The sequence below is a fragment of the Halorientalis salina genome, assembly GCF_005049285.1.
GTDB classification, from domain to species: domain Archaea; phylum Halobacteriota; class Halobacteria; order Halobacteriales; family Haloarculaceae; genus Halorientalis; species Halorientalis salina.
The window spans coordinates 121,387-136,395 of sequence record NZ_SOSC01000001.1 but is presented as its reverse complement, the minus strand read 5'-3'; the positions used below and the strand labels follow the sequence as shown (position 1 = coordinate 136,395).

Here is a 15,009-nt window from a genome sequence, read left to right as displayed (position 1 = left end):
CAGCCGTCCCCGACGCGGCCGACTCGGCGACACAACTATGGAAATCGAAATCGCGACAATCGGCGGCTACGAGGCGGTCGGCCGCCAGATGACTGCAGTACGAGCCGGTGACGACGTCGTTATCTTCGACATGGGTCTGAACCTCTCGAAGGTCCTGATCCACGACAACGTCGAAACCGAGCGGATGCACAGCCTCGATCTGATCGACATGGGCGCGATCCCGGACGACCGGATCATGAGCGACCTCGAAGGCGACGTGAAAGCCATCGTGCCGACGCACGGTCACCTGGACCACATCGGTGCCATCTCGAAACTGGCCCACCGGTACGACGCGCCCGTCGTCGCGACGCCCTTTACGATCGAACTGGTCAAACAGCAGATCAAGGGCGAGGAGAAGTTCGGGGTCGAGAACGATCTCGTCAAAATGGACCCCGGCGAGACGATGCAGATCGGCGAGCGCAACGAACTCGAGTTCGTCAACGTCACGCACTCGATCATCGACGCCATCAACCCGGTCCTGCACACGCCGGAAGGGTCGATCGTCTACGGCCTGGACAAGCGTATGGACCACACGCCGGTCATCGGCGACCCCATCGACATGAAGCGGTTCCGGGAGATCGGCCGCGAGGACAACGGCGTCCTCTGTTACATCGAGGACTGTACGAACGCCGGCAAGAAGGGTCGGACGCCCTCCGAATCCGTCGCGCGTCGCCACCTCAAAGACGTGATGACGAGCATCGAGGACTACGACGGCGGGATCGTCGCCACCACCTTCTCCTCGCACATCGCTCGCGTGAAGTCGCTGGTTGAGTTCGCCGACGACATCGGTCGCCAGCCGGTGCTGCTGGGACGGTCCATGGAGAAGTACTCCGGGACCGCCGAGCGCCTGGACTTCGTCGACTTCCCGGACGACCTCGGGATGTACGGCCACCGGAAATCCGTCGACCGGACGTTCAAGCGGATCATGAAGGAGGGCAAGGAGGACTTCCTGCCCATCGTGACGGGCCACCAGGGCGAGCCGCGCGCGATGCTCACCCGGATGGGTCGGGGCGAGACGCCGTACGAACTGGAAAACGGCGACAAAGTGCTGTTCTCGGCCCGGGTCATCCCGGAGCCGACCAACGAGGGCCAGCGCTACCAGTCCGAGAAACTGCTGGGCATGCAGGGCGCACGCATCTACGACGACATCCACGTCTCGGGCCACCTGCGCAGCGAGGGCCACTACGAGATGCTCGACGCGCTCCAGCCACAGCACGTCATCCCGGCTCACCAGTCGCTCAAAGGGTTCGCGCCGTACGTCGATCTGGCCGAGAACCAGGGCTACAAAGTCGGGCGAGACCTCCACGTGACGCGTAACGGGAACATGATTCAGCTCACCGAGTGATGAGCGAACCAGGCGCGGCACAGCGGGCGGTCGAGGGGGCACTCGTCGAGCGCCGCGAGCAGGTCAACCAGGCGATCACCGACGAGTTGCCGATCATTCGGCCCGAACGGCTCTACGAGGCGTCGCGGTACCTGCTCGACGCCGGCGGGAAGCGCCTGCGTCCGACCATCCTGTTGCTCGCGGCCGAGGCGATCGAAGACATCGAGCCGCTCTCGGCGGACTACCGGGCGTTCCCCTCCCAGTCGGGCGAGGTCGACGTGATGTCGGCAGCGGTGAGCATCGAGATCATCCAGTCCTTTACGCTCATCCACGACGACATCATGGACGACGACGACATGCGTCGCGGCGTGCCGTCGGTCCACAACGAGTACGACTTAGAAACCGCCATTCTGGCCGGCGACACGCTGTACTCGAAGGCCTTCGAGTCGATGCTCGAAACCGGCGCGCCCGCCGAACGCTCGGTTCGGGCGCTCTCGGAACTGGCCACGACGTGTACAAAGATCTGCGAGGGACAGGCCTTCGACATCGACTTCGAGGGCCGCAACGCGGTCGAACCCGACGAGTACCTCGACATGGTCGAACTCAAGACCGCCGTGCTCTACGCGGCGGCCGCGAGCGTGCCGGCCGTGTTGCTCGGTGCCGACGACGCCGTCGACGCCCTCTACGGGTACGGGCTCGACATCGGCCGGGCGTTCCAGATCCAGGACGACCTGCTGGACCTGACGACGCCCAGCGAGAAACTCGGCAAACAGCGCGGGAGCGACCTCGTCGAGGGCAAGAAGACGCTCGTGACGCTCCACGCCCGCCAGAACGGGGTCGACGTGGACGGGCTGGTAGACGCCGAGGACGTCGACGCAGTCGAAGAGACCGAGGTCGAGGCGGCGCTGAAAGAACTCCGTGCCGCGGGCAGCATCGAGTACGCTCGCGAGACCGCTCACGAGTTGATCGCCAGCGGGAAGGCAAACCTGGAAATCCTCCCAGACAACGAGTCGCGGGACCTGCTCGGCGGTATCGCGGACTATCTGGTCGAGCGCGAGTACTGACCGATCGCGGTTCCGCCGCGCCCGTCCGTTTTATTTGAACCCGTCCCACCGTTCGGTGGCCACGAGGCCGAGCGCTAACACGAACGAACCGACAGTGACGAGGCCGCTGGTCCAGCCGAGCAGGGCGTGCGTCGCGTCTGGAAACCGTGCAGCGAGGTCGACGAACACTCGCAGGTCCAGCGCGACCACGGCGACCGCGCCCACGAGGTCGAACACGAGGTCCAGGCCGGTGTCCCGCCACCCGTAATGGACCAGCACGGGCTCGATATCGTAGCGGTCGCCGACAGCGCGGGCGACCAGTTCGACGAGTTCCCAGAAGACGCCAACGACGAACGTGTAGGCGACCGTCGCGGCTGCGATCCCGGCGGGTGAGAGCGCCAGAGTCGCGTCGGTGTCGACGGCGACGAGGAGTCCAGCGTACAACAACGCTGCGACGAACATCGCCGACACCGTGTGGGTGAGGTGATCCCACCACCAGATCGAATCGTAGGGCCCGAGCATTCCGATCGAGTGTAAGAGTCCGGCCATGGCGACCCAGATCGGGAGCTCCGGGGTGAGAACGGTCCCGCCCGGCGGCAGTTGCAGGCCGGCAGCCAGGGGAAGCGAGACCAGCGCGATGGCGAGCGAGACCAGCGTGTTGACCAGCGCAGCGACGTCACGGCGGCGAGCGGCGACGGCTAGCGTGATCGCGAGTCCGCCGAGAAGCACGGCCAACAGAACGGAAAGTAACAGATCCATCGTTACGGAACGTCGATGTCGTAAGATCGACACCGTGATGATATGATTCTTTGGCTCCGCGTCGTCCGCCGGACGGGGCTGTGTCTACTGCGAGTGAGCCTGCAGGTACCGATCGGGCAGCCGTGCAACGACACGTCCGGGCAGAACCGGGAGCAGGCTGGCGATCAGCACCTCGGCGATGTCGGGGAGGAAACGCCTGACAGCGGCGTATAGCACTGCCACGGCCGCACTAGCCACGACGACGTACCGCGGGAGGCCGTCGAGCACCAGGGAAAGCGGGGCAGCGAGCGTCAGGGAGAGCATGAGATCGCCCGGGGACCCGTCGTAGCGGACCCACCGTCGCGGGACGATCCACCGATTCCGGTAGTGGTCGTACACCGCTCGGTCGGACGTCCCTTCCCAGGGGCGCAGTTCGAGCCCGCCGCCGAACGCGTCGGCGACGCTGTGGGTGGCCGCTCCGAGGAAGAAGACCGCGAGCCCGACGGTCCCCGCCGACGGCGCGAGTAGCGCCGGAACGAACGCGACGGCCGCGAGCGCGGAGTAGTACACCGGGTAATGCAACGTCCGACGGTGTCCGGCGTACAGGTCGAGATCCGGCAGGATTCCGCCGAACAGCCCCGCGATCAGCGCGACGCCGGCGAACTCCGGGGCCACTGCACCGACCGCGAGCCCCAGCGCCATCCCCCCAAGCGCGTGCGTTGGCAACATCATCGTGTCGCGTTATATGCAACAGAATACTTTGAACCTGTCGGTCACCACGAACGGAAGTGACGGGAACCTGACCGCGCGAGCACCACCGAAGATCGAGGCGGTGTCCGGCGCGTCCCCCAGATACGACCGAGGAACGGCGGAGTTTTGGGGGCCGACGCGGAAGCGACTGGCAATGGACGACGAACTTCGTGAGCGAGTCAGGGAAGAAGCGGAGAAAAACGCCCTGTTCAACGCGCTCAAACACGGAAGCGACCCGCAGGTCGGCGCGATCATGGGGCCGCTGATGGGCGAGAACCCCGAGTTCCGCGAACACGGGGACCAGATCGCCGGCGTCATCGCGCCGGTCGTCGAGGGTATCGGCGACATGTCGACCGAGGAGCGCCGTAGTCGGCTCGAAGAACTGGCACCGGAACTGGTCGAGGAACTCGACGCGGAAGACGAGGCGGACGATCAGGTCCTGCCGGACCTTCCCAACGTCGACGAGGACGAGACGGTTCGAATGCGCGCCGCGCCGAACCCGAACGGGCCGTGGCACCTCGGTCACGCGCGCATGCCCTCCGTGATTGGCACGTACAAGGACCTGTACGACGGGGAGTTCATCGTCCGGTTCGACGACACCGACCCCGAAACCAAGCGGCCTGATCTGGACGCATACGACGAGATCCTCGAAGCCATCGATTATCTGGGCTTCGAACCGGACGACGTCATCAAGGCCAGCGACCGCGTCGAGACCTACTACGACCACGCCCGCGAACTGATCGAGATGGGCGGTGCCTACACCTGTTCCTGTCCGCAGGGCGAGTTCTCCGACATGAAAAACTCCGGCGAGGCCTGCCCGCACCGGGAGAAGGACATCGAGACGAGTCGCGAGGAGTTCGAGGCGATGGTCGACGGCGAGTACGACAGCGGCGAGATGGTCCTGCGGGTCAAAACCGACATCGAACACAAGAACCCCGCGCTCCGGGACTGGGTAGCGTTCCGGATGATCGATACGCCGCACCCGCGCGAGGCGGCCGAAGACTATCGCTGCTGGCCGATGCTCGACTTCCAGAGCGGCATCGACGACCACCTCACCGGCATCACGCACATCATCCGCGGGATCGACCTGCAGGACTCCGCGAAGCGCCAGGGGTTCGTCTACGACTACTTCGACTGGGAGTACCCCGAGGTCGTCCACTGGGGCCACGTCCAGATCGACGAGTACGACGTGCAGCTCTCGACGTCCTCGATCATCGAACGCATCGAGGACGGCGACCTGGACGGGTGGGACGACCCGCGCGCGCCGACCATCGCCAGCCTGCGTCGGCGCGGCATCCGCGGCCAGTCGATCGTCGACGCGATGGTCGAACTCGGAACCTCGACCTCGAACGTCGATCTGGCGATGTCGGCCATCTACTCGAACAACCGGGACGCCATCGACGAGGAGACCGACCGCCGCTTCCTGGTCCGGGACGGGGAGCGGTTCGCTATCGAGGGCGGTCCCGACTCGGCCGAACCCCTGCTCCATCCCAGCCACGAGGACCGCGGCACCCGGGAGATTCCGGTCAGCGACGCCGTGCTACTGGAAGCCGACGACGTTCCGGCCGAGGGCGAACGGGTGTGGCTGAAAGGATACGGGCCCGTCCGTCGGACCGACGAGGGACTGACCTACACCGACGACGACATCGAGGTCGTGCGGGAGGGCGACGTGAGCGTCGTCCACTGGGTGCCGGCCGACGAAAGCCAGCCCGTCCTGTTGCGGACGATGGACGGCGACGTGTCGGGTCACGCCGAACCGGGCATCGCAAGCTACGACTCCGACGAGATGGTCCAGTTCGTCCGCGTCGGGTTCGCCAGGATCGATGCCCACGAAGGCGATCAGACAGTGACGTACTACGCCCACCCCTAGCGATAACTCGACTGCCCGACCGATCCGTGCCGAACGAGTTCGGGCCAGTCAAAGGTTTAAGTACGTCGCTACGGAGGTAGCGGATAGGTACCGATGGCCATTGATCCAGAATTCGAACAGAACCGCGAGGCAGTAGAGGAACACGACGGCCACCAGGTGTGGGGGCCAGTCGAGGAACCGGAAGCGCTCGGCATCCACGGGACACACGTCGCGGTCGACTTCGACATCTGTCTGGCTGATGGCGCGTGTCTGGAGGACTGCCCGGTCGACGTCTTCGAGTGGGTGGACACGCCCGGGCATCCCGAAAGCGAAATCAAGGCTGACCCGGCCAACGAGGAGCAGTGTATCGACTGTATGCTCTGTGTCGACGTCTGTCCCGTCGACGCCATCGACGTCGACCCGGGACGGGCGGGCCGTATCTGACGATGGGATACCGGGTGGGCCGAACGGTTCTCCGACGACTCGTAGCGGCAGATACGTCCGACTGGTAATGCGTCAGAATTTGTAGATAAAACACAATAACGATATACAAGGCGGACCCTGATAGATATGTTCAGTCAAAGGACACGGTAACTATGCACACAGTAGTTCTCACGAAAGGCGTTCCGGACTTCAGGGAGGGACAGGTATCGTTCGACGAGGACGGGCACCTCGAACGGGGGAAGACACCGACGGTGATGAATCCAAACGACAAGCACGCGCTCCGGGCCGCGCTCCAGACGAAGGTCCGACACGGGGGATCGGTTAGCTTGATGAGCATGGGGCCGCCGGGGTATGCGGAGGTCCTCCAGGAGGGAATGGCGGACGTGTACGCCGACGATCTGTATCTGCTCTCGGATCGAGAGATGGGGGCCGCAGACACCTGGGCGACGGCGATGACGCTCGCGACGGGACTGGAGAACCTCGACGAGGAACCCGACGTCGTCTTCGCCGGGTTCAAAACCGCCGACGGGGAGACCGGCCACACCGGGCCACAGACGGAGTGGTGCATGGACTGGCCGCTGGTCACCCACGTCATCGCGCTCGATATCGACGAGGAGGAGCGAACGTTGCGAGCCAAGCGACTGGTCGAGGGCGACGTCAAGGAGATCGAGACGGTGGAAGCGCCGCTGCCCTGTTTCGTCGTCGCAGACCCCGATTTCGAACCGACGTATCGGACGGCCGAACACCGGCTCCGGTACAAGGACCTCCGCGAGGAAACCCAGGCCCGTGCCGAGGAGTTCGGGGAGTACCTCGACGACGAAACCGAGAAAGAACCGACCGACTGGGATCACTTCGAGATGTGGAACCACGAGGCCCTCAATCTCGACCCGGACTACATCGGGCTCGACGGGTCGCCGACGATCGTCGCCGGCGTCGATCCGATCCCGAAAGCCCCCTCCGAGCGGGAGGCGACGATGATCGACCCGAGCGACGAGGCGGGTATGGAATCGGTGTTCGAGGAAGTGAAACCGTACGCAGGGGGTGACTGACCATGCCGGACATCGACCCGACCGACCACGAGATCGCGGACCTGGGGCCGAAGATCAAAGACGTCGAGGACGTCCAGGAACTCGAAGAGATGCTCGCCCTCGAAAAGGGCGGCGAGGACCGCGTCCCTGTCAAGACGCTCATCGAGGACCGCATCGAGAAACTCTCCGGCGAGGAGGAGACCGTCGACCCGAGCGAGGTCGACCTCGCGGACCAGACCGTCGCGGACATCGCCAACCTGGTCCGGGAGGTCGACGACGGCGACGTGTTGCGGGACATGCTCGAACGCGAGAAGGACGGCAAGGACCGCAAATCCGCCAAAGAGCAGATCGAGAGCCGTATCGATTCCGTCGAAGGCAGCGACGAGGACGAGAGCGAGGACCTGGAGTACGTTCCGCCCGAAGAGAAACACCCGGACCTCGACCACCCGACCGCCGACAAGCAGTGGGTCCACGCCATCGAGGACGGCGTCTACGAGGACATGTGGGTGTACTGTGAGACTCAGCAGGGCGACCTCATCAACGTGTCCAAGGAGATGCTCGGGAAAGCCCGCGGGCTGATGGACGAGTACAACGAGGAATACGATGCTGACGAGCAGGTTATCGCGGTCCTCATCGGGGACTCGGTCGAGGAGTTGGCCGAGGTGTGTATCGCCTACGGGGCGGATGTGGTGGTCTACCTCGAAGACGACCGGCTCTCGCGGTTCCGCCACAAGTCCTACACGGAGATCTTCTGTGACATGGCACGCGGGGCGGGACATCCCTACGGACGGGCGGACCGTCCCGAGGAGGACTGGCGCGACTACGACGAGCCGCGCTACACGGTCTTCCCGGCGACGAACAACGGGCGGGACCTCTCGGCGCTCGTGCAGGGCGAACTCGACTCGGGACTGGCCAGCGACTGCTCGGACCTGTTCATCGAGTCGGCGATGATCTCGAACCCGGCCAAGACCGGCCGGCCGGGCGAAAAGAAGGAGTTCGACCGCATCCTCCACATGAAGCGGCCGGACTTCTCCGGGTTCGAGTACTCGACGATCCTCTGTATCGACAAACCGTTCCGGGAGTTCCACCCGCAGGGGGCGTCGGTCATTCCCGGGAGTTTCGACCTGCCCGACCCCGATCCCGAACGCGAGGGTGAAATCGTCGAACACGAGATGCCGCTCGACGACGAGTGGTTCCGCGTCGAGGTGACGGACTTCGACCAGTTGGACAGCGGCGTCGACCTCTCGGGCAACGACGTCGTCGTCGCGCTCGGGCGCGGCATCGGCGACGACCCGACGGAAGGCATCGAACTGGGACTGGACCTGGTCGATCAGTTCGAGGACGCCGACCTCGGACTCTCCCGCGGGGTCATCACGGCGTCCTACCAGTTCGCCGGCCACGTCGAGCAGTACGTCGGCATGGACCGCCAGATCGGGGAGTCCGGGCAGGTGGTCGAACCCGACGTATACATCGCGGCGGGCATCTCCGGGGCTGTCCAGCACAAGGTCGGGATGGACGAGTCAGACACCATCATCGCCATCAACACCGACCCCGAGGCGGACATCGTGGACTTCTCGGACTACTTCATCGAGGGCGATCTGTTCGATGTCTTACCGGAGTTGACCGAGTCGCTGGAGAAAGGGGAACTGGACGTGAAAGCGCTGGCTGATGGGGGGAATACGACTGATGACTGACGACTACGAACACTACGAAGCGGTCGTCGTCGGGGCGGGTCCCGGCGGCGCGGCGGCAGCGGCAACGCTCGCGAACAACGGCGTCGAGACGCTCGTCTTAGAGCGGGGCGTCGAAGCCGGGTCAAAGAACGTCTCCGGGGGACTCATCTACGCCGAGCAATCGGCACCGTACACCATCGACGGCCTGTTCCCGAACTTCCGGGAGGAGGCGACCGAACGGCCGGCCGACGAGTACTACCTGCACAACGTCGCCGGAAACAAGGTGAAGACGGTGGACATGACCGACCTCCACCACACGGACACCGAGTGGTGTGATTCGGTGCTTCGCCGGCGGATGGACGGCTGGCTCGAAGATCGGGTGCACGAGATGACCAGGGAGACCGGCGGCGGCCTCCTGACGGAGGTCCGGGTCAACGGTCTCCTCCGGGAGGGCGGCGAAATCGTCGGCGTCACCTGCGACGAACTCGACCCCATCAAAGCGGACGTGATCGTCGCGGCCGACGGCGTCAACTCCGAACTCGCTCGGGATGCGGGGCTGATGGACTGGGACGAACCCGACGAGTGGTTCCAGGGGGTCAAAGCCATCGTCGACATGCCCGAAGGGGCCATCGAGGAGCGATTCGACATTCGCGAGGACGAGGGCGAGGCCCACCTGTTCTCGGGTGATCTCTTCGAGGGCGTACGCGGCGGCGGGCTGCTCTACACGAACGAGGACACCCTCTCGATCGGGACCGTCTTCCACCTCGACTCGCTGGTGGCCGAGCAGGCCGAACCCCACGAACTGCTCGACGCGCTGTTGACCCATCCGCTGTTGGCGCAGTGGCTCGGCGACGACTACGAGGAGATCGAGTACGGGGCGAAACTCGTCCCGGACTCGAAGAAGGTCGCCCATCCCTCGCCACACGAGGGCCGTCTCATGCTCGTGGGCGACGCCGCCGGGCAGATGCAGGCCCAGGGTCCCATCATCAAGGGGATGAACCACGCGGTCACCGCGGGCGCGCTCGCGGCCGAGGCGTTCGCACAGGCCCAGGCTCGGGGCGACGAGTCGACGGCCGGCGAACTGTACGAACAGAAGCTACGGACCGAGGGCGTCATGGACAAACTCCGACCGCCCCAGTACGAACTCGCGAGCGTCGTCGGGGAGAACGAACGGGTGACGGAACTGGGCGAGCGGGTCGTCAACTCACCGCTCGGGCGGGCCGGGTTGAAAGTCGCTGAAAAGACGGGGGTGCTCGAACGGGGATTCAATTCACCGTTCGTGATGTCGATCATGCCCGACACGAAACTACCCTACGTGACGATCCCCACCGCGCTGGGCGAGGCGCTCGGGGATCGGGTCACCGACGAGAACACGATCCAGCCCCCGGACCTGGCCGATCGCATCGGCGACCTGACCTACGACGTGGGCGATCCGCACATCGAACTCGTCGACAACTCCTTCGCGGCCAGCGGCGACGCCGTGTCGGCCTGCCCCGTGAGCGCGACGGACTTTGGCGGTGGCTGTTACCGCGACGAGAAGGTCAAGACCAACGGCAGCGAGGAACACCTCGTCAGCCTCGACACCCAGCCCTGCGTCGAGTGTGGCACCTGTGCGATCGTCGCCGACACCGACTGGGACCACCCCGCCGGCGGGAAAGGCGTCGAGTTCAAGCAGGGCTGATACCCGGTTGGTCCCAAGGATTCCACATGACGAACCGCCGTTCGGCCTACGCGAACCGAATCGACGTGCTCGTAGAGCAGTACCGCCGGGACCGTGCCGACTTCGAGCCGCCGGCGAACCCACCAGCGGCGGACCGTGCGATGGCGTACCTCCGCGAAGGTGTCGGTCCGACGGTCATGGTGTACGTCGACGCCCGAGCGAACGACCGGGGCGTCGAGTTCACCGATGCCGAGTTCGAGGAACTCCACGAGGCCCTGAACGGCTATCTAGAACTGTACACGCGCTGTTACGGGACCGAACTCGACGCAGATTTCACCGTCCGGGAAGCCGCCGAGTTGCTTCTCGACACCCACAACATCAGAGACGTCGCCGCGATGCTTACCCGCGTCCCTGATCGGAGTGAGATCGACTGAAGGTCTCGCTGTCCGCATTTCGGATTCTATCACACGTGGGAATTAAACCCCCGATCCGTCCGATCGGGGAGTGACAATCCGTGTTATAATTGCATCAACAGTTAAGTATCGTGGGCTGGTAACTCATACCATGGAGCTGACCGAGCAACTGGATTTCAGCCACCGGGGTCGCAAAGACATCTACGAGTACGTCGAGAGGCACGGTCTGGTCGACCCGGACGCCACCCGGGAGGCGCTCGGGATGGAGCCGCGGGAGTTCGGCCACCACGTCGCGATCCTGCGCCGTGACGGCGTCCTGGCCCAGACCGACGACGACCAGTTGCAGATCGCGTACGACGAGGCCGCAGAGGAGGAGTACGAGGAAGCCGAGATCGAATTCACGATCAGGCAGGCCCGCCAGGAAGACATCACCGGCCTGGTCGGCGTGATGCGGTCAGTCGTCGAGGACGGGTCGTACGTCGTCGCAGAGAGTATCGCGGACATGATCGACCACGAGGAGGTCCTGCTCCGACACAACGAACTGGAGTCGCGGATGTTCTTCGTCGCCAGCGTCGAGGGAGAGGTCGTCGGGTGGGTCCACCTCAATCACCCGGAAATCGAGAAACTGAGCCACACGGCCGAACTGACAGTCGGCGTACTCACCGAGTACCGCGAGTACGGGATCGGGAGCCACCTCCTCCAGCGCGGACTCGAGTGGGCCAACTCACACGGCTACGAGAAGATCTACAACAGCATCCCCTCGTCGAACGAGGCCGCTATCGAGTTCCTCGAAACGCACGACTGGCACGAGGAAGCCCGTCGCGAGGACCACTACATGATGGACGGGGACTACGTCGACGAGGTGATGATGGAGATCACCCTCTAGGGGAGTTCCTCGTCGGCCTCGTCCAGCGGATCGGCGACGACCCCGTCTTTTTGCGACCAGACTCTGGCGTGCCCGAGGCATACCCGGCGGTTCTCGGCCCACGGGATGTGTAACATGACGGCCGCGCGTTTCTCACACTCCCCCTCCGTACAGGTGGCCATACTCCGATCTTCGCGGGCACTGGCAAGGTGTTTTTCCCTCAGATGAGGATCGCGAGCAGGAATCCGATGAAGAAGAGAACGGTCAGCAGGACCTGTGCGACCGTCGAGGCGAGCATCCCGACCGTCGTGTAGACGGCCGTCCGCCCGCTGGTTGTCGGGTTCCCGGTCCGGCTGAACTCCGCGAGGAAGACGACCCCGGCGACGCCCAGGAGGATGCCGACCGGCCCGGCGACGAAAAACAGGAGGAAGCCGACGACGCCGGCCAGGGCTGCAGTGCCCGTCGACGCTCCCCCCGCTTTCGCCGATATCGCGCCGGCGAGCCAGTCGACGGCGATGATCAGGAGTCCGAGCAGGGTCAACGCGACGAGGACGATCAGGCCAGGGTCGCTGTACCCGGTGTGCCACCAGTAGAGGTAGAGTCCGGACAGCGAGAGCAACGCGCCGGGCACGAGGGGAACGGCGCTGCCGACCACGCCCAGCAGTGCGAGTCCGATTGCAGCCCAGGTGAGCAGGTCCATCCCAAGCACGGGGACGAGCGGCACGAACGAGTCGATCACCGATATCGATCGGCCTCCCGGATCGCGGCCTCGGAGCCGAAGGCGTCGACGAGCGGTTCGAGCGCGTCACCGAGCGCGCGCATGCACTGGGCAGTCGAGTGGTACCCGAGACCCTCGGCGACCTCGTCCCAGGGACGCCCCTGGAGGGCCTTCAGGACGAGCAGGCGCTCCCGTCGGTCGGACAGCGAGTCGATTCGACCGGACGCGAAGTAGGTCACGGCGAGCCGCCGATACGCGTCGGGAGCCATGTCGAACAGCCCCGGACCGAAGGCGGCGCTGGCGACGTGTCGCCACTCCCAGTCGGCTAATTCGGGGTCGATCTCACGGTCGACGGCCGACAGCGTCGCCCTGACCACGTCGGAATCGGCGTCGGAGAGCGGGTCCGCCAGGACGCCGCCGATACGGTCGAGGAACTGGTCGGCGTGGCGGTCGACGAGGTCGCGGCCGGCGTCGCTCGTGGGGTCCACCATCAGTGCCGAGTACTCGCCGCTGGTGTCGTTGCGGGTCGTCGAGAGGTGCACTGGCGTGTAGCCGTTCCGCGCCCAGAAGGAAAGCAGTGCGGGCGTGGCACCGTAGCCGACGCCCAGCCAGTCCAGGTCAGCCCCAAATTCCTCGCGGACGTCGGCGAGGAGTCGCGACCCGAAACCGCGCGATCGGACAGCGTGGTGCGTGGCGATACGCAACACCCGCAGCCCCTCCGGAGCCCCCGCTGACTCGTCCCGGAGTTGTGTCGTGAGCACGTCGGGGAGCATATTTCCCCGGATGCGTCCCCCATCGTACATCCCCGCTCGCGTCTCGGCCGAGAGGCCACCTTCACGAGCCAGTAGCACCACCGAGATAATGTTACCTTCGTGAGTAAGCGCCCGGACAGCGACGTTCGGGGCGTCGAGCAGGCGGGCCAGGTCGTCGGGTTCCGTCCGGTAGTGAGCCAGGACGAGGAGGCCGAACACTTCTCCGAGCAGGTGTTCGTCGGCGAGGAGGGAATCGGCCGAAAGTCGCGTGTACTCGACGGCGTCGGGTGTCGCCGTCTCGACGACCTGTTCGACGGCCGGGCGGGCATCGAGCAGGAGCGTGCGGAACGCCCAGACCTCCACCGGATCACCGCCGGCGTACCGGATCGGTTCCTCGAGCGTGCGTTCGGTCATTTCGTGATCGCTCTCTTCGAGTCGGTCCCTGAATCGGACGGAAAATCCACGGCCGGCCCCCTCGTACCCGTGGATCGTCGTGGCGAAGGCGACAGCGGGCGCATCCAGGAACGATTCGAGGACCCGGACCGGGAGGGCAGCCGCCTCGTCGACGACGACCACGTCGGGGTCCCCCGGAAGGTCAGTCGCCTCGGCCGCGCGGCGAAACCGGATTCGGCCGGTGTCGGTCCGTATCTCCCGGGATTCGTCGGTGTGGTCCGCCGTTTCGCCCGCGTCATCGAGTCGTTCCCGAGCGCGAGCGAACGCCTCGGCGGCGTTGCGGTACTGCGGGGCGGTCACGAGTACGTGCCGGCCGTCGAGCGCCAGTGCGGCGGCGGCGAGTCCCGCGGCACTGGATTTCCCCCGGCCGCGGTCGGCCTCGACGACGAGCGCTCGTCCGTCGGTCCGGAGATCCTCGAACGCTCGAACAGCGGACACCTGATCGGCGGTGAGACAAGCGTCGTAGATGTCGTCGGAGAAGTCGGCGTCGGCGGGGGGAGCGAGGTCGTCGTTCGGTGATCGACAGCGGGGTGCCGGGTAGGTCAGCCCGTCGCGTTCGACCGTCCCGTCGTCGGCGTCGACGATGGCGATCCCCGGATGTGCCCGGAGGGTTTCGACCAGGCGAGTTCGGAAGTTCCCCGAGACATCGCCGAGGGAACTCGGCGGAACCGCCAGGGTCTCGTCGAACTCGTCGCGACGGACCGGCCACTCGTCGAGCGGCGGCGTCAGGAGTACCAGAAGGCCGCCGCCGTCGACGGCACCGACGGCCCGGCCAATCGCGTTCGGTCGGCACTCGTCGTGTAAATCGAGGACGACAGCGTCGCGGGTCCGCCCGAGCAGGTCTCCGGATTGAGCCACTGAGAGATGCTCACAGCGGAGAGCGTTTTCGGGGCCGATCAGCGTGGTGTCGGTCATTTCGATGGCGGCCGCATCCAACGCCTCGGCCGCCCTCTCTCGGGTACTGGATGGCTCCCCAGTGAACACCAGCAGGCGGCGTTCGTTCGTCGCTCGCGCCTCGGCGCGAAGCGCGTCGACGACCTCCGCGAACATACTCGGTCAGTGACGGTCGGGGCCTTTGGATGTGCCGATGGGTCGTTTTCGAGAGCCGTCGACAGGAGACGGGGGAAAACGGGGCTCGAGCAGGGGTCCGTATGGTCTCATTGGTCCTCAGGCATGTGCGGGGTTCTGACACGCTCTTCTCGGCATCGAAAGCGCTTTTAACAGGGCATGGTTCAATGACGGATACAGCCTGCGCGGGGT

The 15,009-nt window shown here is 65.3% G+C and carries 14 protein-coding genes; 9 read left to right on the top strand and 5 right to left on the bottom strand.

The genetic code is table 11. The annotated features are described in order from the left end of the window. The first annotated feature begins 37 nt into the window (after positions 1 to 37). Positions 38 to 1,384 carry a ribonuclease J gene (locus E2481_RS00675; RefSeq protein WP_136715197.1) on the top strand — a complete coding sequence of 449 codons (1,347 nt, stop codon included), beginning with the start codon at positions 38 to 40 and terminating at the stop codon, positions 1,382 to 1,384. Continuing rightward, complete coding sequence (gene idsA3 / locus E2481_RS00670) at positions 1,384 to 2,427, top strand: geranylfarnesyl diphosphate synthase (RefSeq protein ID WP_136715196.1); 1,044 nt, start codon at positions 1,384 to 1,386, stop codon at positions 2,425 to 2,427. Before E2481_RS00675 ends, idsA3 begins: the two co-directional genes overlap by 1 nt. Before the next feature lie 30 nt (positions 2,428 to 2,457). On the opposite strand, the gene E2481_RS00665 is transcribed toward idsA3, so the two are convergent. Both E2481_RS00665 and E2481_RS00660 read right to left on the bottom strand, forming a co-directional pair. Further along, the gene (locus E2481_RS00665) at positions 2,458 to 3,165 is read right to left on the bottom strand and encodes a hypothetical protein (RefSeq protein ID WP_136715195.1); all 708 of its coding nucleotides are present in this window, start codon (positions 3,163 to 3,165) and stop codon (positions 2,458 to 2,460) included. Positions 3,166 to 3,249: 84 nt separating this feature from the next. After that, on the bottom strand, positions 3,250 to 3,876 hold the full coding sequence (locus tag E2481_RS00660; RefSeq protein WP_136715194.1) for a metal-dependent hydrolase: 627 nt from the start codon (positions 3,874 to 3,876) through the stop codon (positions 3,250 to 3,252). Positions 3,877 to 4,048: 172 nt separating this feature from the next. Between E2481_RS00660 and E2481_RS00655 the strand changes: the two genes are divergently transcribed. The 7 genes from E2481_RS00655 (at position 4,049) to E2481_RS00625 (ending at position 11,847) form a co-directional block, all read left to right on the top strand. Next, positions 4,049 to 5,764: a glutamate--tRNA ligase gene (locus E2481_RS00655; RefSeq protein ID WP_136715193.1), complete on the top strand. Its 1,716-nt coding sequence runs from the start codon at positions 4,049 to 4,051 to the stop codon at positions 5,762 to 5,764. 93 nt (positions 5,765 to 5,857) lie between these two features. After that, positions 5,858 to 6,187 carry a 4Fe-4S dicluster domain-containing protein gene (locus E2481_RS00650; RefSeq protein ID WP_136715192.1) on the top strand — a complete coding sequence of 110 codons (330 nt, stop codon included), beginning with the start codon at positions 5,858 to 5,860 and terminating at the stop codon, positions 6,185 to 6,187. A 152-nt stretch (positions 6,188 to 6,339) separates the two neighbouring features. Then, positions 6,340 to 7,236, top strand: a complete 897-nt coding sequence (locus E2481_RS00645) for an electron transfer flavoprotein subunit beta/FixA family protein (RefSeq protein WP_136715191.1) — start codon at positions 6,340 to 6,342, stop codon at positions 7,234 to 7,236. A gap of 2 nt (positions 7,237 to 7,238) precedes the next feature. After that, positions 7,239 to 8,909, top strand: coding sequence for an electron transfer flavoprotein subunit alpha/FixB family protein (locus E2481_RS00640; protein ID WP_136715190.1), 1,671 nt, complete (start codon positions 7,239 to 7,241; stop codon positions 8,907 to 8,909). Then, positions 8,902 to 10,569, top strand: coding sequence for an FAD-dependent oxidoreductase (locus E2481_RS00635; protein WP_136715189.1), 1,668 nt, complete (start codon positions 8,902 to 8,904; stop codon positions 10,567 to 10,569). The genes E2481_RS00640 and E2481_RS00635 overlap by 8 nt, the downstream gene beginning before the upstream one ends. A 26-nt stretch (positions 10,570 to 10,595) precedes the next feature. Beyond that, a complete protein-coding gene (locus E2481_RS00630) occupies positions 10,596 to 10,982 on the top strand; it encodes a hypothetical protein (protein ID WP_136715188.1) in 387 nt (128 codons plus the stop codon). 130 nt (positions 10,983 to 11,112) lie between these two features. Continuing rightward, the gene (locus E2481_RS00625) at positions 11,113 to 11,847 is read left to right on the top strand and encodes a GNAT family N-acetyltransferase (RefSeq protein ID WP_136715187.1); all 735 of its coding nucleotides are present in this window, start codon (positions 11,113 to 11,115) and stop codon (positions 11,845 to 11,847) included. Here E2481_RS00625 and E2481_RS18490 read toward each other — a convergent pair. From E2481_RS18490 to tmcA, 3 genes are read right to left on the bottom strand one after another with little or no spacing between them, the layout of a single operon-like run. Next, a complete protein-coding gene (locus E2481_RS18490) occupies positions 11,844 to 12,008 on the bottom strand; it encodes a hypothetical protein (protein WP_169302343.1) in 165 nt (54 codons plus the stop codon). The genes E2481_RS00625 and E2481_RS18490 overlap by 4 nt on opposite strands. A 38-nt stretch (positions 12,009 to 12,046) precedes the next feature. Continuing rightward, a complete protein-coding gene (locus E2481_RS00620; protein ID WP_136715906.1) occupies positions 12,047 to 12,526 on the bottom strand; it encodes a DUF456 domain-containing protein in 480 nt (159 codons plus the stop codon). Between the two features lie 35 nt (positions 12,527 to 12,561). Further along, the gene (gene tmcA, locus E2481_RS00615) at positions 12,562 to 14,799 is read right to left on the bottom strand and encodes a tRNA(Met) cytidine acetyltransferase TmcA (protein WP_136715186.1); all 2,238 of its coding nucleotides are present in this window, start codon (positions 14,797 to 14,799) and stop codon (positions 12,562 to 12,564) included. Between the last annotated feature and the right edge of the window lie 210 nt (positions 14,800 to 15,009).